This is a genomic window from Halanaerobium sehlinense (genome assembly GCF_055379485.1).
This window is the reverse complement of sequence record NZ_AP042442.1, coordinates 579,513-602,916: the sequence shown is the minus strand read 5'-3', so window position 1 is coordinate 602,916 and position 23,404 is coordinate 579,513. Positions and strand designations below refer to the sequence as shown.

Annotated in this window: 23 protein-coding genes; 5 read left to right on the top strand and 18 right to left on the bottom strand. The window is 33.3% G+C overall.

The genetic code is table 11. The annotated features are described in order from the left end of the window. Positions 1 to 9: 9 nt before the first annotated feature. From ACZ446_RS02985 to ACZ446_RS02945, 9 genes are all read right to left on the bottom strand, one after another. Complete coding sequence (locus ACZ446_RS02985; protein ID WP_464393661.1) at positions 10 to 762, bottom strand: PHP domain-containing protein; 753 nt, start codon at positions 760 to 762, stop codon at positions 10 to 12. 140 nt (positions 763 to 902) lie between these two features. Beyond that, the gene (locus ACZ446_RS02980; RefSeq protein ID WP_464393660.1) at positions 903 to 1,631 is read right to left on the bottom strand and encodes an amino acid ABC transporter ATP-binding protein; all 729 of its coding nucleotides are present in this window, start codon (positions 1,629 to 1,631) and stop codon (positions 903 to 905) included. A 9-nt stretch (positions 1,632 to 1,640) separates the two neighbouring features. Further along, positions 1,641 to 2,285 (bottom strand): amino acid ABC transporter permease, encoded by a 645-nt coding sequence (locus ACZ446_RS02975; RefSeq protein ID WP_464393659.1) that lies wholly within the window; start codon positions 2,283 to 2,285, stop codon positions 1,641 to 1,643. 11 nt (positions 2,286 to 2,296) lie between these two features. Next, positions 2,297 to 3,091, bottom strand: a complete 795-nt coding sequence (locus tag ACZ446_RS02970) for an amino acid ABC transporter substrate-binding protein (RefSeq protein WP_464393658.1) — start codon at positions 3,089 to 3,091, stop codon at positions 2,297 to 2,299. 184 nt (positions 3,092 to 3,275) lie between these two features. Continuing rightward, the gene (gene pyk / locus ACZ446_RS02965) at positions 3,276 to 5,030 is read right to left on the bottom strand and encodes a pyruvate kinase (protein ID WP_464393657.1); all 1,755 of its coding nucleotides are present in this window, start codon (positions 5,028 to 5,030) and stop codon (positions 3,276 to 3,278) included. A 21-nt stretch (positions 5,031 to 5,051) separates the two neighbouring features. Continuing rightward, the gene (gene pfkA, locus ACZ446_RS02960) at positions 5,052 to 6,050 is read right to left on the bottom strand and encodes a 6-phosphofructokinase (RefSeq protein ID WP_464393656.1); all 999 of its coding nucleotides are present in this window, start codon (positions 6,048 to 6,050) and stop codon (positions 5,052 to 5,054) included. A 15-nt stretch (positions 6,051 to 6,065) separates the two neighbouring features. After that, the gene (locus tag ACZ446_RS02955; protein ID WP_464393655.1) at positions 6,066 to 6,242 is read right to left on the bottom strand and encodes a hypothetical protein; all 177 of its coding nucleotides are present in this window, start codon (positions 6,240 to 6,242) and stop codon (positions 6,066 to 6,068) included. 59 nt (positions 6,243 to 6,301) lie between these two features. Further along, on the bottom strand, positions 6,302 to 6,520 hold the full coding sequence (mtrB, locus tag ACZ446_RS02950; RefSeq protein WP_464393654.1) for a trp RNA-binding attenuation protein MtrB: 219 nt from the start codon (positions 6,518 to 6,520) through the stop codon (positions 6,302 to 6,304). A gap of 134 nt (positions 6,521 to 6,654) precedes the next feature. Next, on the bottom strand, positions 6,655 to 10,011 hold the full coding sequence (locus ACZ446_RS02945; protein ID WP_464393653.1) for a DNA polymerase III subunit alpha: 3,357 nt from the start codon (positions 10,009 to 10,011) through the stop codon (positions 6,655 to 6,657). A gap of 85 nt (positions 10,012 to 10,096) precedes the next feature. On the opposite strand from ACZ446_RS02945, the gene ACZ446_RS02940 reads away from it, so the two are divergent. After that, positions 10,097 to 10,318 carry a NifU family protein gene (locus ACZ446_RS02940; RefSeq protein WP_110300787.1) on the top strand — a complete coding sequence of 74 codons (222 nt, stop codon included), beginning with the start codon at positions 10,097 to 10,099 and terminating at the stop codon, positions 10,316 to 10,318. A gap of 130 nt (positions 10,319 to 10,448) precedes the next feature. Here the strand turns inward: ACZ446_RS02940 and ACZ446_RS02935 are convergent, their stop codons facing one another. The 6 genes from ACZ446_RS02935 to rlmD form a co-directional block, all read right to left on the bottom strand. Continuing rightward, positions 10,449 to 10,823 (bottom strand): YlbF/YmcA family competence regulator, encoded by a 375-nt coding sequence (locus ACZ446_RS02935; protein ID WP_464393652.1) that lies wholly within the window; start codon positions 10,821 to 10,823, stop codon positions 10,449 to 10,451. Beyond that, entirely contained in the window at positions 10,823 to 11,317 is a 495-nt protein-coding gene (locus ACZ446_RS02930) for a metallophosphoesterase family protein (RefSeq protein WP_464393651.1), read from the bottom strand. The genes ACZ446_RS02935 and ACZ446_RS02930 overlap by 1 nt, the downstream gene beginning before the upstream one ends. Positions 11,318 to 11,333: 16 nt before the next feature. Beyond that, positions 11,334 to 12,476: a DUF362 domain-containing protein gene (locus ACZ446_RS02925; protein WP_464393650.1), complete on the bottom strand. Its 1,143-nt coding sequence runs from the start codon at positions 12,474 to 12,476 to the stop codon at positions 11,334 to 11,336. Positions 12,477 to 12,595: 119 nt separating this feature from the next. Further along, the gene (locus tag ACZ446_RS02920; RefSeq protein WP_464393649.1) at positions 12,596 to 12,811 is read right to left on the bottom strand and encodes an FmdB family zinc ribbon protein; all 216 of its coding nucleotides are present in this window, start codon (positions 12,809 to 12,811) and stop codon (positions 12,596 to 12,598) included. A gap of 35 nt (positions 12,812 to 12,846) precedes the next feature. Beyond that, positions 12,847 to 13,119, bottom strand: a complete 273-nt coding sequence (locus tag ACZ446_RS02915; protein WP_464393648.1) for a hypothetical protein — start codon at positions 13,117 to 13,119, stop codon at positions 12,847 to 12,849. Between the two features lie 148 nt (positions 13,120 to 13,267). Then, positions 13,268 to 14,623: a 23S rRNA (uracil(1939)-C(5))-methyltransferase RlmD gene (gene rlmD, locus ACZ446_RS02910; protein WP_464393647.1), complete on the bottom strand. Its 1,356-nt coding sequence runs from the start codon at positions 14,621 to 14,623 to the stop codon at positions 13,268 to 13,270. Positions 14,624 to 14,847: 224 nt separating this feature from the next. Here rlmD and ACZ446_RS02905 point away from each other — a divergent pair, with 224 nt between their 5' ends. The 4 genes from ACZ446_RS02905 (at position 14,848) to ACZ446_RS02890 (ending at position 18,875) form a co-directional block, all read left to right on the top strand. Next, positions 14,848 to 15,669: a DUF1670 domain-containing protein gene (locus ACZ446_RS02905; protein ID WP_464393646.1), complete on the top strand. Its 822-nt coding sequence runs from the start codon at positions 14,848 to 14,850 to the stop codon at positions 15,667 to 15,669. Further along, positions 15,666 to 16,439: a DUF1670 domain-containing protein gene (locus tag ACZ446_RS02900; protein WP_089720900.1), complete on the top strand. Its 774-nt coding sequence runs from the start codon at positions 15,666 to 15,668 to the stop codon at positions 16,437 to 16,439. Before ACZ446_RS02905 ends, ACZ446_RS02900 begins: the two co-directional genes overlap by 4 nt. Before the next feature lie 108 nt (positions 16,440 to 16,547). Next, complete coding sequence (locus tag ACZ446_RS02895) at positions 16,548 to 17,477, top strand: AEC family transporter (RefSeq protein WP_464393645.1); 930 nt, start codon at positions 16,548 to 16,550, stop codon at positions 17,475 to 17,477. An 18-nt stretch (positions 17,478 to 17,495) separates the two neighbouring features. Beyond that, positions 17,496 to 18,875 (top strand): MATE family efflux transporter, encoded by a 1,380-nt coding sequence (locus ACZ446_RS02890; protein WP_464393644.1) that lies wholly within the window; start codon positions 17,496 to 17,498, stop codon positions 18,873 to 18,875. A 114-nt stretch (positions 18,876 to 18,989) separates the two neighbouring features. Here the strand turns inward: ACZ446_RS02890 and ACZ446_RS02885 are convergent, their stop codons facing one another. The 3 genes from ACZ446_RS02885 to ACZ446_RS02875 form a co-directional block, all read right to left on the bottom strand. Next, complete coding sequence (locus tag ACZ446_RS02885) at positions 18,990 to 21,494, bottom strand: CoA-disulfide reductase (protein WP_464393643.1); 2,505 nt, start codon at positions 21,492 to 21,494, stop codon at positions 18,990 to 18,992. 56 nt (positions 21,495 to 21,550) lie between these two features. After that, entirely contained in the window at positions 21,551 to 21,880 is a 330-nt protein-coding gene (locus ACZ446_RS02880) for an ArsR/SmtB family transcription factor (RefSeq protein ID WP_464393642.1), read from the bottom strand. Positions 21,881 to 22,009: 129 nt separating this feature from the next. Continuing rightward, positions 22,010 to 23,377, bottom strand: a complete 1,368-nt coding sequence (locus tag ACZ446_RS02875) for an MBL fold metallo-hydrolase (RefSeq protein WP_464393641.1) — start codon at positions 23,375 to 23,377, stop codon at positions 22,010 to 22,012. Between the last annotated feature and the right edge of the window lie 27 nt (positions 23,378 to 23,404).

Here is a 23,404-nt window from a genome sequence, read left to right as displayed (position 1 = left end):
TTTACACCTCTATACTGTTTTCTTAAATTTACTTAATCTTCTTTTCCTTTTATCCAAATAATCAATCATGTTTTCAGCTGTACTATTAATTATTAAATCACTATCAAAATCTTCACTTTCAAAAATGAAGTTTAGAGTCGAGTATTCTCCAATTCTATCATAAAAGTGAGAATCACTGTTTATAGCAAGTTTAAATCCATATTTTTTTGCTAATTTTAATAATCTAAGTGACTCGGATTTGATTCCCCGGGTTTTAAATTTATTAGGATTATAGGAACTTGCATTTAATTCTAAAATAACATTATTTTTACCTGCAGCTGCAGCTACTTTCTCTAAATCTACAGGATATTCGCGCTGAACAGGGTGAGTTATCATATCTAAATGAGGATTTTCCATTGCTTTAACAGTTGCTTTAGTATAATCCTCTTTATTATTTAAGTTATGTTCTGTTAAACGATGAATACCTGCTGAAACAAATTCTAAATATCCAAGCTCTTCATCTGTTAAATCTAATTTACCACCTTTTAGAATATTTGCTTCTACACCCTTAACAATTCTAACTCCATATAATTCATCCGGCACAATGGAAAAATTTCCAAAATGATAGACATTAGGACCTCCAGGCATATTTGGACCATGATCTGTAATTGCAATTAATTTCATACCCTTATTAAAAGCACCTCTAGCCATCTCGTCTACTGTACAGTATGCATGACCACTGGCCACAGTATGAATGTGTAAATCTGTATTTATTTTAAACACTATTAAATTTCTCCTCCTTATAATACTTATTAACTTTAAGTACATCTTATAATTTTTCATTCTTATTTATCTGTAAACATTTTAACAGTGATTAACCTTAAAAGCAAATCAGATATAGAAAAGCTCCCACAAAGGGAGCTTTAATTTTGACTTAATATTTTTGTTAAAAAGTTTTGGATTCTTTCAGATTCAGGATTTACAAATATTTTTTCTGGTACGGTATCACTTATTATTTTACCATGATCCATAAAAAATACTCGATCTGAAACATCTTTTGCAAATCCCATTTCATGTGTCACAATCATCATTGTGATATTTTCGTCTGCTAAATCTCTGATGACTGTTAAAACCTCTCCCACTAGCTCAGGATCCAAAGAAGAAGTTGGTTCATCAAAAAGCATTATATCTGGTTCCATTGCCAGCGCTCTCGCAATTGCCACTCTCTGTTTCTGCCCTCCAGACAATTGAGCAGGATAGCTGTCTTTTTTATCAGAAAGTCCAACTTTATTTAATAATTCTGAAGCTCTCTTTTTAACTTCTTTCTTTTTCTCACCTTTTACAACTATTGGCGCTTCAATTAAATTACCCATAACAGTTTTATGTGGAAAAAGATTAAAACCTTGAAAGACCATTCCCATTTTTTCATAAGCTTTTTTGCCAGATTTTTTTACAGAAATTCCCTCTATAAATAATTCTCCTGAATTTATTTCTTCTAAGCCAATAAGTGAACGTAAAAGAGTACTTTTTCCAGATCCAGAAGGGCCAATTATTGAAATAACCTCTCCCTGCTGGACTTCAAAGGAAACATCCCGCAGTACCTCCAGTTCACCAAAATTCTTATATATATTTTTCGCCTTTATCATTTCCAAAATTATCACCTATTCGTATACAGAATATTTTTCTTCTAGCTTGCGAAAAACTGTAACAATAACTGAGCTAATTATTAAATAAAATACCGCAGCTATTATAAAAGGTATAATAGAAAAATCCCTGGTTACAGCTACTTTGGCAGCACGCAGTAAATCTCCAAGTCCAATTACAGCTACAAGAGCACTATCTTTTACTAGATTAATTGCTTCATTACTGGTTGCTGGTAAAACTCTTTTTACTGTTTGTGGTATAATAATCCTACTCATTGTTTGTCGATAGTTCATTCCTAAAACCTTTGCCGCCTCATATTGACCATCATCAATAGACTCTATTCCACCTCTAAAAATTTCTGTAAAATAGGCACCATAATTAACAATAAAAGTCAGAGATGCAGCTGGAAAAGGCTCCAAAGTTATACCAAGCACCGGCAGCCCGTAATAGGCAAAGAAAAGCTGTAACAATAGTGGTGTACCCCTAAAAACCCAGGTATAAAAAGATAGAATTGATTCCAAAAATGGAATTTTAGAAATTTTTCCTAAAGCACCAAGCACACCTAAAACAACGGAAAAAATTGCTGTTACCAAATAAAGCTGGAAGGTAACCAAGCTACCTTCCAGTACATATCCTGATACGTTTAATATATAATCAAACAAATAAATGCCTCCTACTTAAGTACAATATCTTCTCCAAACCATTTTTCTGAGATCTCAGCAGCTGTTCCATCTGCAATCATTTCATCTAGAGCATCATTAAGAGCCATTCTGAAGGAATCTGCTCCGTCCCTGACACCAACACCATACTGTTCGCCGCCAAAATCTTCTTCTAGAACCTTAAACTGACCGGGTCGCTGACTCATATAATAGCGTCCAACTATCACATCTAAAACCACTGCCTGAACTCTACCTGTTTGTAGATCCATCAGAGCTTCAGTATTATTAGAAAACTTACGTAATTCCTTAAAAGTATCTAATACTTCTGGCTCAGATTCTACAGCACTTACAGCACTACTTCCAAGCTGGATTCCAACAACCTTACCTGCTAAATCTTCTTTAGTTTCAATCTCACTATCAGCCTGAACAACAATACTCTGTGAGTTTTCTAAATATGGTTGAGAAAAATCAATGCTTTCTTCTCTCTCAGGAGTAATTGTTAAACCATTCCAAATTACATCAATCATCCCATTCTTAAGACTTAAAATTACACCATCCCAATCAACAGCTTTAAATTCTACCTCAACACCCATTCTTTTAGCTGCTTCTTTAGCTAAATCTATATCAAAACCAACAATTTCTCCACTTTCATCTCTAAAACCCATCGGTGGAAAACTGTCATCTAGTCCTACTACAATCTTACCTTTTTCCTGAATTTCAGCAAGCGAATCCTCTGCCATTACATTACCACCAACTAATAATAAAGCTAATAAAACAACAACAAAAATATTTAATAAATTATTCTTCACTTTACATCCCCCTCTAGTATATTTTCTTTTATTATACTTTATTACTTTATTATTGTAAAGTATTAATAGAAAAAAAATATAAACTTTTAAATATAATTAACAAAAAGTTAAGTATAAAAGATGATTAAGAGGGCAATTAAGCCCTCTTAATCTAATAGATAGGTTTTTACTATTCTAACAGATTTTATTTTAGATTTGCCTGACCTCTATAGACCAATCCTCTAACACCATCTACAGTAATAATCTCACCATCTTTAAAGTCATCGCTAATATCTCCTGTATTAACTACAACAGGAATACCAATATTAAGACCAACAATAGCTGGGTGAGAAGTCAGTCCACCACTAAATGTAACTACAGCAGCAGCTTTCTTCATAGCTGGTACATAGTCTCTATCTGTTAAAGGAGCAATCATAATGTCTCCCTCTTCAATCTTTTCATTTGCCTCTTCAGCAGATCTAACTAATTTAGCTTTACCAACAGCTATGCTCTTACCAATACCCTGACCATCTGCAATTGGTTTACCAACAACATCTACTTTAATTAAGTTAGTTGTACCAGAAATACCAACTGGAGCTCCAGCTGTAATAGTTACCAAATCTCCTTCTTCAATTAAGTCATATTCTAAAGAAGTTTTAATAGCATTATCCATCATTTCATCAGTTGTACTGCTTCTAGCTACTAATAAAGGAGTCACGCCCCAGGTCATAGCCAGCTGATGCAGCACTCTTTTATTTGGTGTTACAGCAATAACAGGTGTTTGTGGTCTATATTTAGAAACTGTCCGTGCCGTTAAACCAGAGCCTGTAGAAGTAATTATAGCTTCTGCGCTAAGCTCTTCAGCAGTTTGACATGTTGCAAGAGAAATAGCACATGTTACAGACTCAGCTGCAAATTCATATTTTCCAGCAAATTTTTCTTTATAGCTATCAGAATTTTCAACTTCTGTCGCAATTTGAGCCATAGTTTGAACAGATTCTACTGGATACTTACCAGCAGCGGACTCTCCAGATAACATTGTTGCATCTGTTCCATCATAAATAGCATTAGCAACATCAGAAGCCTCAGCTCTGGTTGGACGAGGATTTCTAATCATAGAATCCAGCATCTGAGTAGCTGTAATTACAGGTTTTGATGCTTCATTACACTTTTTAATCATCATCTTCTGCACAATTGGTACCTTTTCAGCAGGAATTTCCACTCCAAGGTCACCACGAGCAACCATAATTCCATCAGCAACTTCTAAAATGGAATCAAGATTTTCTACACCTTCCTGGTTTTCTATTTTAGCAATAATGAAAACATCTTCATTTCCGCTTTCTTCTAAAATTTTACGGATTTCAATAACATCATTAGCTTTACGAACAAAAGATGCAGCTATAAAGTGAATTCCCTGTTCTACCCCAAAACGGATATCAGAAATATCCTTTTCAGTTAATGCAGGCAGACTAACTTTTACCCCTGGTAGGTTAACTCCTTTGCGTGATCCCAATTCACCACCATTAACCACTCTACAAATGACATTACCTTTATCAACACCTGTTACTTCAAGCTCAATTAAACCGTCATCAATTAAAATCTTATTACCGACTTCCATGTCATCTGCCAATTCTTTATATGACACAGATATTTTTTCTGGAGTACCTTCAACATCTTCTTTACTAATTATAATCTCAGTATCTGCTTCTAACTGGATTTTGTCACCCTTCATTTCTCCAGTTCTAATTTCTGGTCCTTTGGTATCAAGCATCAAACCAACAGTTTTACCTGTTTCTTTTTCTACTTCTTTAACCAGATCAAATCTGTGCTTATGTTCATCATGATCACCGTGAGAAAAATTCATTCGGGCCACATTCATACCTGCTTCAACTACTCTTTTTATTGTCTCTTTATCATTCGTTGCTGGTCCTAATGTACATACTATCTTCGTTTTTCTCATATTAACCTCCCAGTTATTTAATTACATTGATAAAATATTTGCTAAATTGTAAATATCCATATTAATGGTATCGTTCTTCTTAATTGCATCTTTTATTTCACAAACACCAATAGAATTGTCTTTGTAGTTAACCATTTTATCACGTTTTCCTTCTAATAACAATTCTACTGCTTTAGCACCCATGCGGCTGGCTACAATCCTGTCTGTAGCTGTAGGACTTCCACCTCTTTGGAGATGACCTAAGATTGTAACTCTTGTTTCCATTCCGGTTCTTTCTCTAATCAATTCTCCCATAGCCATACCTGGGCTACCGTTATATTCACTTAAATCAGCAAATGGAGCTTCAACTCCTTCTGCAATAATTATTAAACTGTGTAATTTACCCCTATTAAATCCTTGAGTAATTTTGTCACAAACTTCCTGAGGTGTAAAATCAATTTCAGGCAGTAAAATATACTCAGCCCCACCTGCAAGACCTGTCATAAGAGCTAAGTAACCAGATTCGCGCCCCATACATTCAATAACAAAAGTTCTTTCGTGAGATGTTGCAGTATCTCGGATCTTATTTATTGCATCTAAAATTGTATTCATTGCTGTATCTACACCAATAGTATAATCAGTACATGATAAATCATTATCAATTGTACCCGGTATACCTACTGCCTTAATATCACTTTCTTCATTAATCTTTTGAACCCCACGTAAAGAACCATCTCCACCAATTACAACTATTCCATCAATACCTTCTTCTTTCAAGTTTGAATAAGCTTTTTTTCTTCCAGCTTCAGTTTTAAACTCTTCACAACGGGCTGACAATAAAATTGTTCCTCCCCGCTGAACGATATCAGCCACTGAACCTCTATTCATATCAAAAAAATCTTTTTCAATCAGACCTTTATAACCATGTCTTACACCAACAACCTCTAAATTTTTATAAATTGCTGTTCTAACTACAGATCTGATAGCCGGATTCATGCCTGGTGCATCTCCTCCGCTTGTAAGTACTGCTATCTTTTTCATATCTATACCTCCAAATTAAAAATTTTCATGTAAACAGGAATAGGCTTCCTCTGCCTCAATTGCTGGTACTTTTATGTGATATGAATCAGAACCTGCATCATCAATTTGAAGCATAAAGCCTTCTTTTTCCATAATTTTTAAAATATTATCAGCTTCCTCTTTTGAAGAGGCTATATATACAACCTGCCACATTTATAAGCTCCTTTCAATTTCCAGTAAATAAAAGCTGCTGGAAAACAAAGCTATTTTATTTATCCATCAGAATTAACTTTTCCATGTTTACTCATTATTTCTGCTTTACCTCGTATTTTCATTGCAGAAACATTTTCTGTAAACTGAGCAGCCAAAATTTCTCCCTTATCCAACTTCTCTGTATGATTAAATTTTGTATCTTTTCCTCTTGTTAAACCAATAATTGTAACTCCATTTTCAAGTGCTTTAATTAAAATATAATCTGCATTAACATCCATGATTTTTCCTCCTTTATCCACTTAATAATATAATAAGCAAAAAAGCCTTGTCAAGAAATTTGTCATAATATATCAAAAGATTGCTCCAATTTTCTCATTTATATGAACATAAGTCAAAAATCTTGATTTTTAGCTTAAATATATTTATATTCAGACTTTTTCAATGCTCTTGCTAATTCATTTTTAGTAAGCTGATTATTATCTATATTATATTTATTATCAGTAATTATCAGCTTATTATTTCTTTTCAACAGAACAGATACATTACCTTCTTTTTTTAATAAGTATTTTTTTAATTTTATTATTCTGTTTTTGGGGAATTGGGAAATATTTATTAAAAGCAAATCACTATTAAGAGAAATGATTTTTTTTGCAATAATCTGGTCCTCAGCTTTTTCTCCATAAACTAAAAGTGCTCTGTTTGTTTGAAGATCAAAATCAATTTTTTTAAATATATCAGAAAATACTATTATTTCTATTTTTTCTTCTTGGTCATTAATAGTTAAAAATGCCATTTTATTGTTACGTTTAGTTATATGTTCTTTATAATTTGTCAAATAACCCGCAGTTAGTATTTTTTTACCTTTAGAAATATTTAAAGCTTTATCAATTGTATAAGGTTTAATTACTTTTAATTTATTTTGATACTTATCTAATGGGTGGGCAGATAGATAAATCCCCAAAAATTCCTTTTCCTGCTCAAGTATAATCTCAGTTTTTAATTCTTCCACCTCAGTATAATTTAGATCCTCTTCCATAAATTCATTTTCATCATTAAATAATTCAGCAAATGATTGCTGTCCCTGTGCTTTATGTTTGGATAAATTATTATACTTATTATAAAGATCTTCATAATTTAAAAGAATTGAAGCTCTGCTTTCAGAAATTTGATCAAAGGCTCCTGCCTTAATAAAAGCTTCTAAACTTTGAATATTAATTGCAGAAATATCTACCCTTTTTAAAAAATCAATCAAAGATGAAAACTTTTTATCCTGTCTGGCTTCAATAACTGCTTCAATTGCTGTCGAGCCAACATTTTTAATTGCCTTTAACCCATATCTAATTTGTTTATCACCTTCAGCAAAAAAATCATGATGGCTTTGATTAATATCAGGAGCTAAAATTTTTAAATTTATTTCGCGTGAAGCTTTAATATAATCAGCAATCTTATCCTGATTACCCATGACTGAAGAAAATAGGGCTGACATAAACTCAGCTGGATAGTGATATTTTAAGTAAGCAGTTTGATATGCTAAAAAAGCATATGCTGTAGAGTGAGATTTATTAAAGCCATAACCCGCAAAATATTCCATTTGATTAAAAATTTCTTGTGCAGTTGCTTCATTTAGTCCTCGCTCGACCGCCCCTTTAACAAATTTTTCTCTTTCTGCTGCAACTAATTCCAACTTTTTCTTTCCCATTCCTCGACGCAAAAGATCAGCTTCTCCCATGCTGTATCCAGCCAGGGTACTGGCAATTTCCATTACCTGTTCCTGATACAATATCATACCAAAAGTCTCTTCCAAAATAGGTTTTAATTTAGGATGTAAATATTCCGCATCCTTTTTACCATGGCGGATAGCAATAAAATCATCAACAATATTGCTTCCAAGTGGCCCAGGTCTTCCCAGAGCAAGCATTGCAATTAAATCACTAAAACGGTCAGGTTTCATTTTTTTATTTAAAGATTGGAATAAATACGACTCCATCTGAAAAACACCGGCAGTTTTTCCCGTACTCAGAAATTTATAGACCTCACTGTCATCAAGAGGAATATTATCAATATTGATAGTTTTATTCTTACGCTCTTCTATCAACTTAAGAGTGTTTTTAATTACGGTTAAATTCCTCAAACCTAAAAAATCCATTTTCAAAAGTCCAAGCGCTTCTAAATCTCCCATTGGCAGCTGAGTAATTACACTCTCATCTTGCTGCTGTAGAGGAACTATCTGGGCTAAAGGCTCAGCTCCAATAATAACTCCTGCTGCATGAGTTGAAATATGTCTCGGTAGACCTTCTACACCTCTCGCATAATTTATTAATTCCTTAATTTCTCGATCGTTCTGGTATAATTCCTGTAATTTTTTTTGGTCTTTTAGAGATTGGTTAATTCCTTTTCGAGAAGAAATCAGTTTTGCTACTTTATCTACTTTAGAATAAGGGAGCGCAAGCACTCGGCCAACATCTCTGACTGCAGCCCTAGCAGCCATAGTTCCAAAAGTACCAATTTGAGCAACTCGATCAGTTCCATATCTTTCTTTAACATATTCTATAATTTGGTCTCTATTTTCATCAAAATCAATATCTATATCAGGCATTGTTACTCGTTCTGGATTCAAAAAACGTTCAAAAATAAGTCCATATTTCAAGGGATTAACTTTAGTAATGTTTAAAAGATAAGCAACTAAACTTCCAGCAGCTGAACCTCTACCAGGGCCAACCATAATTTCATTATCCTCAGCATACTTTACAAAATCATAAACAATCAAAAAGTAAGCAGCATATCCCATCTCAAAAATTATCTTAAGTTCATATTTTAATCTCTCAACAGCTTTTTGATCTGATCTCATCCCTTTAGCCTGCAGCCCCTTTAGACATAGCCTCTTTAATAAATCCTCTGGACTTTTTTCTTCACCTAAATCAGGATATTCTGGCAGGTAAAAACGATTGAAATCTAAATCTAATTCCACTCTATCTGCAATTCTAACTGTATTTTTATAGGCAGAATCCAAATTCGGAAAAAGTTTTTTCATCTCAGCTGGAGATTTATAATAAAATTCCTGACCAGTAAAAGTCATTCTATTTTCATCTGCTAGAGTAGTTCCAGTCTGTAAAGCTAATAAAACATCCTGTAATTCTGCATCTTCTTTATTTAAATAATGACAGTCATTTGTAACAACTGTTGAAAGATTTTCTTCTCTAGTTAACTTTAATAATCCCTGAACTGCCTCTTTTTCCTGCTGCAAATTGTGGTTTTGTAACTCTATAAAAAAATTATCCTTTCCAAAAATAGCCTGATAATCTGAAACAGCTTTTTGAGCAAGGTCATAATTTCCATTAATTAAAAGTTGAGGTATCTCTCCCTGAATACAGGCTGAAAGACAAATTAAGCCCTCACTATGCTCTGCCAGAAGTTCTTTGTCAACTCTTGGTTTATAGTAAAAACCTTCAAGCCAGGCTTTGGAAACAAGCTGAACTAAATTATGATATCCCTTTTTATTTTGAACCAGTAGAACCAAATGATATCTTTTTCTACTTTTTTCAAAACGACTGCCTGGACATAAGTAAACTTCTGCTCCAATAATGGGTTTAATATCTTCTTTTTTAGCCTTCCGGTAGAAATCAATCATCCCATAAAGTACTCCGTGATCAGTTATTGCAGCAGCCGGCATATCATATTTTTTTGTTTTTTTAATTAAAGAATCTACTCTAATTGCTCCATCTAAAAGACTGAATGCAGTATGATTATGCAGATGGACAAAATCGGACATTTAAATCATCCCTTTAAATTTATGCTTGTAAAATCTTGAGTTTTTTTGTATAATATAATCAAATGTTAATTTAGGAGGTGCAAGTATGAAAGAAGAAGTACAAAAATATATTGATAAAATCAGACCAAGTCTACAAGCTGATGGTGGAGATGTTGAATTAGTTGAAGTAACTGAAGACGGTATCGTTAAAGTTAAGCTTCTAGGTGCCTGTAGTGGTTGTCCAATGTCAACCTTAACCATAAAAAATGGTATTGAAAGAACACTAAAACAAAATGTTGATGGTGTTAAAGAAGTTCAACCTGTCTAATCTTTGACTAAATTAAATAATTGAAAATATTTAAATTAAAATAAAAGATTTTAAAAGCATCCTCTTTTTGTAGGATGCTTTTTTTATTTATAAAACTAATTTTACAGCTCATATAAGCTAATTTAATTTTCTACTGCTCTGAATTTTCTGTCTCAGTTTTTAATTCCTGCTCAGGTATACCAACTTCAATATCAGAAAATATTGTTTTTTGAATATCATTAATCAATTTACTTAAACTATATTCTGCTTCTAAATATTTCTTTACATAATTATTAATTTCAATAAAATTTTGTAGGTTTTGTAATTTTTCTTTATCTTCTTCACTTAACTCTTCCCCCGACATTCTCTTAGTCTGCATCTCCATCATTAAATTTTGATAGTCGCGCAGCATTTTTTTGGATCCTTCCTTGGCCATTACTTTTTCTCTTAATTCTAAATAATTTTGATATTCGTCAGAGTTCTTAAGCTTTCTCTGAAGTCTTTTAGCAGTATCTTGTACTGACATTAAGATTCCTCCTTCAAAATTTTAATTTCAGATTTTATGTCATTACCTATTTCTATTATACCAAATGTAAAGTTTTTTTCCAGACGCTTATCTGTTGGTGAACCAGAATTAAAAAATAATTTATCGCTTAACCTTTCATTAAAAGGGCGATGAGTGTGGCCAAATACAATAATATCACTATCATTAAATGTATAATTTAAACCTTGAAGAATATTTTTGCCTCTAAACTGATGTCCATGAATTACAGAAATTTTTTTGCCTGCTGCTTCGAAAGTAATCTTATCTTTTAATTTTCTTTTAAGCTGCTGACTGTCTCTATTTCCGGCAACTGTTTTTACTTCTGCAATTGACTTTAACTTATTTAAATATCTTGCTTCACAATGATCTCCAGCATGAATAATCAAATCAACCTGCTTCAGCTCTTTAATTAAAACATCTGGAAAACCAGATCCTGCATTAGGCAGATGTGTATCTGATATTACTCCAATCTTCATATTTCTTAAACCTCCATTAATTTGAAAAAAACAATTTAGCAAGCAGTGGATATTTTATCTCTACTGCATCATAAGAACATAATTCCTGACAGCAAAAGCATCTAATACATTCATCTAACTTCACTCTGGGAAAATTATCTATCATAGATATTGCATCAGGCGGACAATTTTCGGCACAGGTTCTACAGCCAACACATTTATCTTCTTTAAATATAGGCTTTGGACGCAAAAATTTTTCTAAAATATCTGATAAAAATTCGGGCATTCTCGAATCAAGAAGATTATTTTCTTTTTCTATTTTAGGAATTTCAACATTTTCTGCTGCATTTACTTTATCTCCCCTAATTTCTAGTTTTTCTTTTTCAATTATTTTGTCTTCTAAAGCAGATTTTATAGACGGAACTTTTTCAGCAGGTTCAATCCCTAAAATCTTTACAGCTGCCAGATCTAAATAATAGGGTGAAGTTGAAGCCAGCAAATAATTGAATCTTCTTGGCTTCCCATTAGATGGTCCTTCCCCTTCCATTCCAACAACTGCATCCATAATTGTTAGCTCAGGTGCGACAAGTGCTACCAGATCATTTAACATTCTAGAAAAATCATATACTGACTGCATTCTCAGATGATATTCTGCCTTTAAAACTCCAGGGATACAGCCAAAAAGATTTTTAACACCACCTGTGTACATTGTTAAACCATGTGTTTTTAATTTTGGTAAATTTATAATTAAATCTGCTTCCTCTAAATAAGAAGCCAGCTGAAAAGATTTGTTGATTTTACCTTCCTTATATTCATGCTTTTTTGAATCTGTGTTGTAATTTAACTTTATTTTTTCTTCAGCTGCCATCTGATAAAGCCCAGATTTTTGATAAGCTCTTTTTAATAATTTGTCATTAAATGGCCCCCCAGGACTATCTGCAATTGTCACCTCTGCTCCCAATGCTTTTACTTTCCTAGCCAGAACTCTGATAAATTCAGGGTTGGTGGTGACAGCTGCTTCAGGAGCCTTTCCCATTAGTAGATTAGTTTTAAATAAAACTTTATCTCCTGCTTTTATAAACTTAGCCAAACCTCCCAATTCGGCTAGTAAAAGATCTAACTTTTCTGTTAATTCAGCTGTCTGATAACTATAACATTCTTTTACGGCTACAATTGACATCTTTTCCTCTCTTTCTAAAGTGACAGAAAAAATTAAAACCGGCACTAAGGCCGGTTTATAAATAATTTTTTAATCTTAAATATTCTCCGGATTTAAATCCAGTGTATTTTCATAATATTTTAAGAAACTTTTTCACCTTTAGATCCTTTTCCCTCAGTAGAGCTGGCATCTTGATTAACATAGAAATTTGATCCTTTAAAAATTATTCCAGGAGAACCAATAATCCTTTTTACCTCACTCCCACACTCCGGACACTCATCTAAAGCGTCTTCTTTAATATTTTGAAATTCTTCAAATCTACCACAAGTTTCACACTCATATAAATATGTCGGCATTTATATTCCTCCTTCATATATAATTTTAATCAAAACTATTCATTAACTATATTTAAATAACCCCAGTAATTATAAAGTTGGATAAAAATAAATAAAACAGCAATTAACCATTTTGAATGATAAATAAAATAACCAAGACCGGCAGTTGAAGTCAGGATAATCGCACTTAAAACAAATTTACGCTTTAATTTTATCTTTAAAATCTGCCATGGTATTAAGCCTAAACCAATAAAAACTCCCGAATCAACATTATAAACCAATCCTGCAGCTCCTACCAGAACAAAAATAATTAGTAAAAATAAATTCATAATCTAACCCCCAATTGTGGAGCAAATTACTTAACAATAATTATTACAACTTTATAATAATATATCATAAATTTAAGTAATTTAGCAAGTTATTAATTTACAAGCAGTTATAAAAGAAAAAAGTTGCTTTTGAAAAATACAGCAAAACTTAAGCTTTTAATTCTAATAAGGCTGCAGACTCTATATGATAAGTTTGCGGAAATAAATCTACAGGCTGAACTTCTTTTAAATCATATTTTTCTTTTAATCTTTTTAAATCTCTTGCTTGAGTAGCAGGATTACAGGAAATATAAATGATTTTTTTTATTTCATTTTCTAGTAATAATTTAATAGTATTTTCATCTAATCCCTTACGCGGTGGATCAAAAATTATACTGTCAATATTTTCTTCATCTAAGAGCTCAGGCAGTACTTCTTCAACAAGACCCTGTCTAAAGTCTATAGAATTAATATTATTTAGTTTAGCATTTTTTTTAGCATCTTCTACTGCAGCTTCCAGAGACTCTACCGCATAAATCTTCTCAGCTCTATCTGCTAGGTAGAGAGCAATACTACCTGTACCAGAAAAAGCATCAACTACTTTTGAATTATTAGCCACTCCTAGATATTTTACTGCTGTATCATATAATTTTTTGGCCTGAATTGTATTAACTTGAAAAAATGACCTGGCAGAAATATGATAAGCAGTTTTACCAATATATTCAGTAATTTTATTCTCTCCAGCTAATAAAATATCTTCTTGGCCAAATATTACATTGGTATTAGCAGTATTTATATTTTGTACAATACCCTTTAATTCCGGGATTTTACGCATTAAAGTTCTGGCAATTAAATTTTTATCAATAAAATTATCACCATTTGTTACCATAACTAATAATGCCTGATTGGTACAGGTTCCTACTCTAATTACCAGATGTCGAAGCAGTCCCTGCAGTATATTTTCATCATAGACACTAATTTGAAACTTATTTAATTCTTCTAAAGTTATTCTTAAAATTCTATTGATCAGAGGATGTTGAATCATACAGTCATGATGGGGAACAATGTCATGGCTCCCTCTCTTATAGAAGCCAGCAGTTATTTTCCCATCTTCATTGATCTTTAATGGAAATTGGGCTTTGTTTCGATAACGAAAATTATCATCTGCTGCTAATACACTGTTTAATTTGAAGTCTTGAATTTCTGCTATTCGGTTAATTAGCTGTTTGATATTATTTTTTTTGAATTCTAATTCTTTTTGATATTCAATATGCTGAAGCTGGCAGCCCCCACATTTGTTATAAACAGGACATGGAGCTTTAATTCTTCCAGGCCCTGGCTCTAATATATCTACTAATTTAGCAAATGCATAATCTTTTTTTATTTTAACAATTTTAGCCTTTACTAAATCTCCCGGTAATGTTAGAGATATAAAGACAGCCATTCCATTTTCAGCTCTGGCAACTCCATCACCACCATGTGCTAAATCTTCTATTTTAAAAGTTCTTACTTCACCTTTATTCAAAATTTGCACTCCTCATATAATAATAATTGCAATTTCATACGTATTAAGTTTATCACAAAAAACTCTGATTAATCAAGCCACCTTTACAGCTATCAGTGTCTATGGTAGAATTATTTGATAGAATATATATTTTACTATTATAAATAAGGACATTTGTCCTCCCCTAATTAAGTTCGACTAACAAAAGAATTTGATATAATATATAGTTAAGAGGGGGACAATCAATGCCTAAAACTGAACTTGATCGTGTAAAAGTTAAAACTTTAGATAGTCAATTTGAATATATTCTTAAAGAACTATTTGAATATTCACCTCGTGAAGCAAAAGCAATTGTAGAAGCTGCTAATGAAGTCTACCAACTTAAACATTATGATCCATCATATCATGAAAATAAAGATAAAATAGTTAAGACTGTAATCTCTAAAAAGGCACAACACGGTCCAGTTCTAGAAGATTTACCAAAGGTTCAGGTAACCCTGACTAAATCAATAACCAAAGAGGATAAAACACTCTTTAGAATAGAGAATAAATCTGCTCTCAGGAGAGTTAAAATACTGAGAATGACAGAAGAATCACTCGACCAGGGGGGTCTTCTAACCCAGGAAGATCTGGCTGATATACTTGAGGTATCTCCCAGAACTATCAGGCGTGATATCAAAAAACTTAAAGTTCAGGGTTTTAATGTTCAAACCCGAGGCACATATCAGGATATAGGACCTGGAGTATCTAATAAAACTAAGATAATCAAACTATATCTTGAATATAATACCTACTCTGAAATACAGAGAAAAACCAGGCATTCTCCTGGAGCAATTAAGCGATATATCAATGATTTTGGTCGTGTATTGCTTGCAATAAAGAATAAACTTTCAATCAAAGAAACGGCTCATATAGTCGGTATCTCAGAAAGATTAGTTAAAGAATATACCGAACTGTATTTTAAATATAATAGCTCTGAGTATAAAGAGCGTATTGCTGACATAGTTAACATAGCCGAAGAAAAAGCTTCAGTAAAAACTGAGGCAAAAAAGGGGGTCATCAAATGAGACAGGACCCTTTTGCTAATCTCGATAAAAAGACATTCAGACAGGCTATTATTGAGCTTTTAGAAAGTGAATACAAACTACTTGGCAGCCATAAAATATTGGAGTTAATAGCTAATGATATAGTTGAATTAGAGTATAAATATCATCCTCGCAAAAAGACTAATCAGTTTGGCAGTCTAAGCTGGGTTGCTACTTCTGAGCAGAATAACAAGCCAAAACTGGGTCAAAAGCGTGAAGAATACAAACAGGAAGTTATTGAACTTCCCTATGTTACAGAGGAAGATATAGAACTAAAAAGACAGAATGTATCTAAAACAGAACATGATATTATTCGTATTGCCAGGTTAACTAAGGCTGCTAAAAAGCAGGGAACTATGCTAACTGTCGAAGAACTGGCAGCGATAATGAACCGTTCTACAGTAACTATTTCAAAGCGTATTGGCGAATATCATGATACTCATGATGATGTGTTACCTCTTAAAGGTTATATACTGGATATGGGTCGTGGAACTACTCATAAAAAAGCAATAATAGAGCTGTATGAGCAAAAGGTTCAGCCACCTGATATAGCCAGAAAAACAGATCACTCATTAAATGCTGTTGATAGATATATCAAGGATTATGAACGCGTTAAATTCCTTATCAGACGTGGTATAAGCATAACCCAGATCAAACATATGACAGGTCGAGGAGCTTCTGTTATCAAACAGTATAGGAAGCTAATAGAAAAATATCATCCTGAATATTTTGATTCTGATAATGACAAATAATAGATTAATTTGAAATACTAAGAATTAGAAAAAATAGGACCGGACAAATGTCTTAAATGTAAATAATTAAATTATAAATATAGATAAACTATTATGGAGGTTAATTTTTTGAATTTTAAAATTGTCATAACTCAGATCATTTCGCTATTTTTAATTATTGGTGTTGGTTATTTTCTCAGGCACAGCAATCATTTAGATAAAAAAGAAACTGGTGCTATTTCAAAGCTCCTTTTAGATCTTATTATACCAGCGATGTTAATTTCTTCACTTCAAATTGATGTTAGCGCTAATATACTAGTTAAATTTAAAAACTTGTTATTATATTGGATTGCTTTTTACATAATTTTAATTGTCATGGCTTCAATAATCTCAAAACTATTTCCAGTTTCAGATGACAAAAAAGTTGTGCTCAAATTTTTCTTGATATTTGGAAATGTCGGCTATATGGGCTTACCTGTAATTGATGTTATTTTTCCTGAAAACGGAATTTTCTTTGGTTCAATAGGAGTTATTATTTTCAATATTTTCTTATGGACTTATGGAGCCAATCTCTTTTTGAGAAATAATAGTGAGCAGAATATTAATTTAAGAGATATTTTTAATAATGGTGTTATTGCTATTATTTTAGGTTTGATAATGATGTTGGGTGGAATTAAACTTCCTACTTCAATAATGACAGCAGTTGATATGCTGGCTGAAGCTACGTTTCCTCTTTCAATGCTTGTTATTGGAAGTGGCCTGGCCCAAATCAAAATATCTGGAATTTTTAAAGATCTAAATATCTGGATTTATTCAACTATAAAATTATTAATAATTCCTATTTCGGCTATCATAATTTTAAATTATTTTGATATCCCAGATCCAATTAGAACAATATTAGTGCTGCAGATAGCAATGCCTGCCGCTGCAAATGGAGTTATTTTTGCTGAAAGGTATGAAGGCAACTATATTTTTGCAGCTGAAAGCCTCTTTTTATCGACTTTGATGGCAGCAATTAGTATTCCAGTAGTTTCTTATCTTTCAGCATATTTAAAATAATTTTTGGAGGAAGATTAAATGAAAAGCAATTCTCAAAAACTTGGTACAGAACCTATAATTCCTCTGCTGATGAGACTTTCAATTCCATCAATTATAGCGATGGCTATTCAAGCCTTATATAATGTAGTTGACAGTATCTATGTGGGAAGAATCAGTACAGACGCACTTTCAGCTCTATCACTTGCCTTTCCTATTCAAATAATTTTAATTGGAATCGGGGTTGGAACTGGAGTTGGTGCAAGTTCATTGATTTCTAGACGTCTTGGCGAAGACAATAATCATGCAGCAGTAAATGCTGCTGAACACAGTATTATGCTCTCTGTATTTTATGGAATTATTGTTGCTATTCTTGGATTTTTATTTTCTGATCAAATTTTACAACTATTTACAGATAAAGCGAATTTAATTAGAATGGGAAGTGAATATATAAAAATTATCCTAATCGGTTCTATCGCCATGTTTTTTCCGATGATTAGTAATAATATTCTAAGAGGAGAGGGCAATACATTTACACCTATGATAGCTATGCTGATCGGCTCAATTTTAAATATAATTCTTGATCCTTTTTTAATTTTTGGTATCTGGATTTTCCCGGAGATGGGAGTGGCTGGAGCCGCAATTGCAACAGTTATAGCCAGAATAATCAGCGGTAGTTTTTTAATTTATATTTTACTTTTTTGCAAAAAAAACGAGCTCCAAATTTCGTTAAAAGATTTTTCTTTTGATTTTAAAATAATTAGGGACATTTATATTGTTGGTTTCCCGGCAATGGTAATGCAATTTTTGGCCAGCTTTATGTTAGGCGGTATGAATAAAATCTTAGCTGGTTTTGGGAGTACTGCAATTGCAGCAGCAGGTATTTACTTTAGATTACAGTCCTTTGTTTTCATGCCGGTTTTTGGGCTTAATCAAGGTTATATGCCTATAATGGGTTATAATTTTGGCCATAATAATCCTGAGCGGATGAAAAAAACCTTTAAATCTGCACTCTTAGTAGCAATTACATTTACAACAACTGGGTTTATAATTTTTCAAACTGTACCAGAACTATTAATTAAAATGTTTAATAATGACCCCGACCTGCTCAGGATTGGTACTGATGCCCTGAAAAAAATAAGCATTGCTTTCCCGGTTATTGGTCCGGCAATAATTGTTTCAACAACTTTTCAGGCACTTGGTAATGGATTTCCTAGTCTTGTCTTCTCTTTTTTAAGACAGATTGTTGTCCTGCTGCCTGTAATGTATTTGCTGGGACATTTTTTCGGTCTAGAATACCTCTGGTTTGCCTTTCCAATCTCAGAGGCTGCCAGTATTTTACCAGCTTCAATCTGGTTAAGGTTAAAATTTAAAAGTATTTTTAATAAAATGGAAAAAAGAAAAAATCTGAATCCTAAATAATTTTTTATTAATAACTGACTATCAGATTTTAATTATATCTATTTAGCAGCAATAAAACCCCGCGCAAGATTAAATTAATCTTTAGCCCGGGGTCTATAACTATAATTATATTATTTAAATAAATAAGCTCATGTTAGATTCATCTGCTGAGCCTAAGAAAGTTGCTACTCCTCCAACTTCAACTCCAGAAATTAATTCTTGTTTTTTAATTCCCAGCATATCCATTGTCATCTGACAGGCAACAAGTCTTACTCCATTATCAACAGCATTTCCAATCAATTCTTCCAGAGAATCAACACCTTTTTTCTCCATAATCCCTCTGATCATTTTAGGTCCAATTCCCATCATATTCATATTTGAAAGCGGAAGATTTTTGCTGCCCTGAGGCATCATTTTTGCAAACATTTTTTCCATCATATTCTTATCAGCATTAACCGGGCCATCTTTCCTTAGAATATTTAAACCCCAGAAAGTAAAGAATAAAGTTACCTGATTACCCATAGCAGCCGCTCCATTAGCAATTATAAATGATGCTATCGCTTTATCTAATTCACCGCTAAAGACAACCATAGTTTTTCCTTTCTGAGCCGGTTGGGAAACTGTACTCTGAACCATCTCTGTTTGCTCACCTTGATTATACTGACCTTTTAAAAGAGTAACCTCTATTTTATCAGCAAGTTCTTCTATTCTTAATACTGTATTCCCGGTGTTTTTGGCCCAGGCTTTAATATCCTGCGTAAATCCAGGATCAGTTGCAGTTACCTCTAACATATCTCCATTTTCCATTGTTTCCATTTTTTTATACACCTGCATAATAGGTCCTGGACACTGCAGACCACATGCATCAAGCTCGACTACAGTTCCTTTACCATATTTCAACATATCTTTAGCAGCCAGATTTGCTTCTTCAGGACTTTCAGCAGAATTATAATTTGCTTCAGCTGGATCTCCAATTACCTGTTCCTGATCATCTTTAACAGCTTTATACAATTTATAGCCACCACTTAAATTACGAACTTTATTAAAACCATTCTGGGTTAAAATTCTGGCAGCTATATAACCTCTTAAGCCAATAGCACAGTAAACAATATATTCTTTTTCAGAATCAAGCTGATCTAAATTATCCCGTAAATCATTTAAAGGAATATTAACCGAATTATCAATACTTCCCAGCTGAGTTTCTACTTCTTCTCGAATATCCAGAATAACTGTCTGCTCAAAATCTAGACTATCTAGTTCCTTCCAGTATGCTGTTTCAACCAATCCATTTAAAACATTTCCTGCAGCAAAGCCGACCATATTTACTGGATCTTTAGCTGAACCAAAAGGAGGCGCATAGGCTAGCTCTAATTCTTGAAGATCATAAATATTCATTTCCTGTCTAACTGCTGTAGACAGAACATCAATTCTCTTATCAACCCCATCATAACCTGCGATTTGAGCACCGAGCACCCTACCATCATTAGGATCAAAAATTAATTTGATCATCATCGGTACTGCACCGGGATAATAACCAGCATGATTATTGGAATTTGTATGGACAACCTGATAATCCCACTTTAATTCTTTAAGTACTTTTTCAGAGGCTCCTGTAGAAGCAATTGTTAAATCAAAAGCTTTAGCAATTGAAGTCCCCTGAGTACCTTTATATGTTTCTTTTCTTCCACATATATTATCAGCAGCTATTCTCCCCTGTTTGTTGGCAGGACCAGCCAGAGGGATTCTGACAGACCTTTCTGTCACCAGATCTTTAACTTCAATAGCATCACCAATAGCATAAATATTGGGATCTGAAGTCTGTAAATATTCATTTACTTTAATTCCTTTACTGCTTCCAATTTCTAGACCGGCTTCTTCTGCTAGTTTAGTTCTTGGATTAACCCCAATAGATAAAATAACCATGTCAGTTTTGATAGTTCTACCACTCTGCAATTTAACTATCCTTCTTCCATCAGTTTCTTCAACAGCAGTTATGCCATCTCCTAAGTGCAGATCAATCCCTTTAGTTCTAAGGTGATTATGCAGCATGGCAGCCATTTCATAGTCAAGTGAACCCATTAATTGATCCATCATTTCCACAACCGAAACTTCTATTCCTCTTTCATGAAGGTTCTCAGCCATTTCCAGACCAATAAATCCACCACCTACCACTACAGCTCGGTTGGGCTTATTTTGATCTACAAAATTCTTTATTTTATCTGTATCAGGAATATTTCTTAGAGTAAAAACTTCCGGTAAATCAAGACCTGGAAGTGGTGGCTTTATTGGTTCTGCTCCTGGTGATAGAACAAGTTTATCATAACTTTCTTGATAAACTTCACCACTCTTTAAATCTTTAATTTCAACTAACTTTGATTCACGATTAATTTTAACAGCTTCATGCTGAATTCTAACATCAATATCAAATCTGTCTTCCATAGATTGAGGCGTTTGAACTAATAACTTTTCTCTTTCCTTTATAACTTCCCCAATATGGTAAGGTAAACCACAATTGGCAAAAGAAATGTGTCTTCCTTTTTCTAACATTATTATTTCAAGATCTTCGTCCATTCTTCGCAGGCGAGCTGCAGTACTTGCTCCTCCAGCAACTCCACCTACTATAACTACTTTTTTAGGCATTATTTTCCTCCTAATTATTTTCATTCTTAATAAATTTTTATAAAAACAAGTTGAAATTATTTAATTACTTTAAAATCATCAAGTACACTTATTATATCCATAACTTTTTGATTAACAACATAATAATTTCTTTCCAGACCATTTCTTTCACTATTTAAAATATCAGCTTCTCTTAATTTAGCCAGATGCTGTGATAGTGTTGACTGAGGAATATTTAAACACTGCTGCATTTCCGATACATTACAGCCCTCCTCAGCCATTAATCCTTTAACAATTATTAATCTTACTGGATGAGCAAGTGCTTTTAATAACTCTGCTTCTTCTTCTAAAATATCACTGTGTTCTTCTAAAACTTCTTTTCCTTCTTCACCTGTGAAAAAAGGCATTTTGTTACCTCCAATCTTAAAATGTATTGCTTTATCTAAATAATACGATATAGTGAATAAAATGTCAAGCTGTTTAGATAATTTTTTAACAAAGTTCTTTAATACTATTATGGTATTTAGCTTTTATATCTAAATTATTGGGCAGCTGGTTGAGTTCCAGGCAGTTAAGCCTCCTAAGACAACCCACTGATTATTGAAACCTGCATTTTTTAATAAACTAGCTGCTGTCATTGACCGCAAACCACTTCCGCAAAATATATATATCGGTTTATCTTTAGGCAGCTGAGTATAATGATCAGGAAGCTGGGTCAAATGAATATGCTCTGCATTTTTTATTTCCCCCTCTTCTTCTAGTTCATCTTCTGAGCGGATATCCAGTATAAACCAGTCATCAGAATCATTATCTAAGAGGGAACAGAGCTTATCAACAGTAACTGTATTAACTGATTCGCTTTTTCTGCCTGCCATATGCCATTTAATAATTCCACCACCTAAAAAACCAAGAATATTATCATAGCCAGTCCTGTATAAGTGCCTGACTGCTTCCTTTGGATACTCCCCTTCAGTTACCAGCAGAATTTTAGCACCAACCGGAATAAACCAGCCTACAAAACTGGGAAGATTCTGCAGTGGAATAGAAATTGAACCGGGTAGATGAGCGGCTGCATAGCTCACTTCTTTTCTCACATCGATAATATAAGTGTTATCGTCTTTCATTGCTTCGGCAAATTCAGAAGCTGAAAGGGCAGCTGGCTGCTGATAATTGGCTAAAAGTTCCTGCTCTGATAAATTTGATTCTTCCATATTTTTAAAATAAGGTGGATATTCCAGCATTTCACCAACCAGATCAATAAATTCTTTCTTATTTTCCACCTGCAGTTTAGGGTTCAGCTTTCTTTCTATACCAAGTGTTGTCAATTCTCTTTCGGCAATAGCTGAAGCACATACTGAACCGGCACCATGTGCTGGACAGAGAATAACCTCATCTCCCAGGGGCAGAATCTTATTGAAAATAGAATCATATAACCAGCTTCCTGTCTTATCTAAATTCTCTTTCCCCAGAAAATCAATTCTGCCAACATCACCAGCAAATAGTGCATCTCCTGTAAATACCATCCAGGGTTCTCCTTCATAACCATAAAGAACATAGGACATTGAGCCAGGGGTATGTCCGGGAGTATGCATTGCCTCAAGCTTTAAACTACCAACTTCAAATTCCTGGCCATCCTGAACAGCTTTTCCATACTGATAATCAAGTTTCTGATCTGCATGCCAGATTTGAGCTCCAGTTTTATGCTTTAATTCATTTGAACCAATTATATAATCTTCATTGCGGTGGGTCTCAAAAATCTTAGTAATCTTATAACCCTTTTCCACGGCTTTTTCTAAATAAATATCAATATCTCTTCTGGGATCAATTACCACAGCTTCACCGCCATCGCCAATTAAATAAGAAATATGAGCAAGACCAGGTGATTTTATCTTCTCAAATAACATAAATAATCACTCCATTTTAGGTTTTAT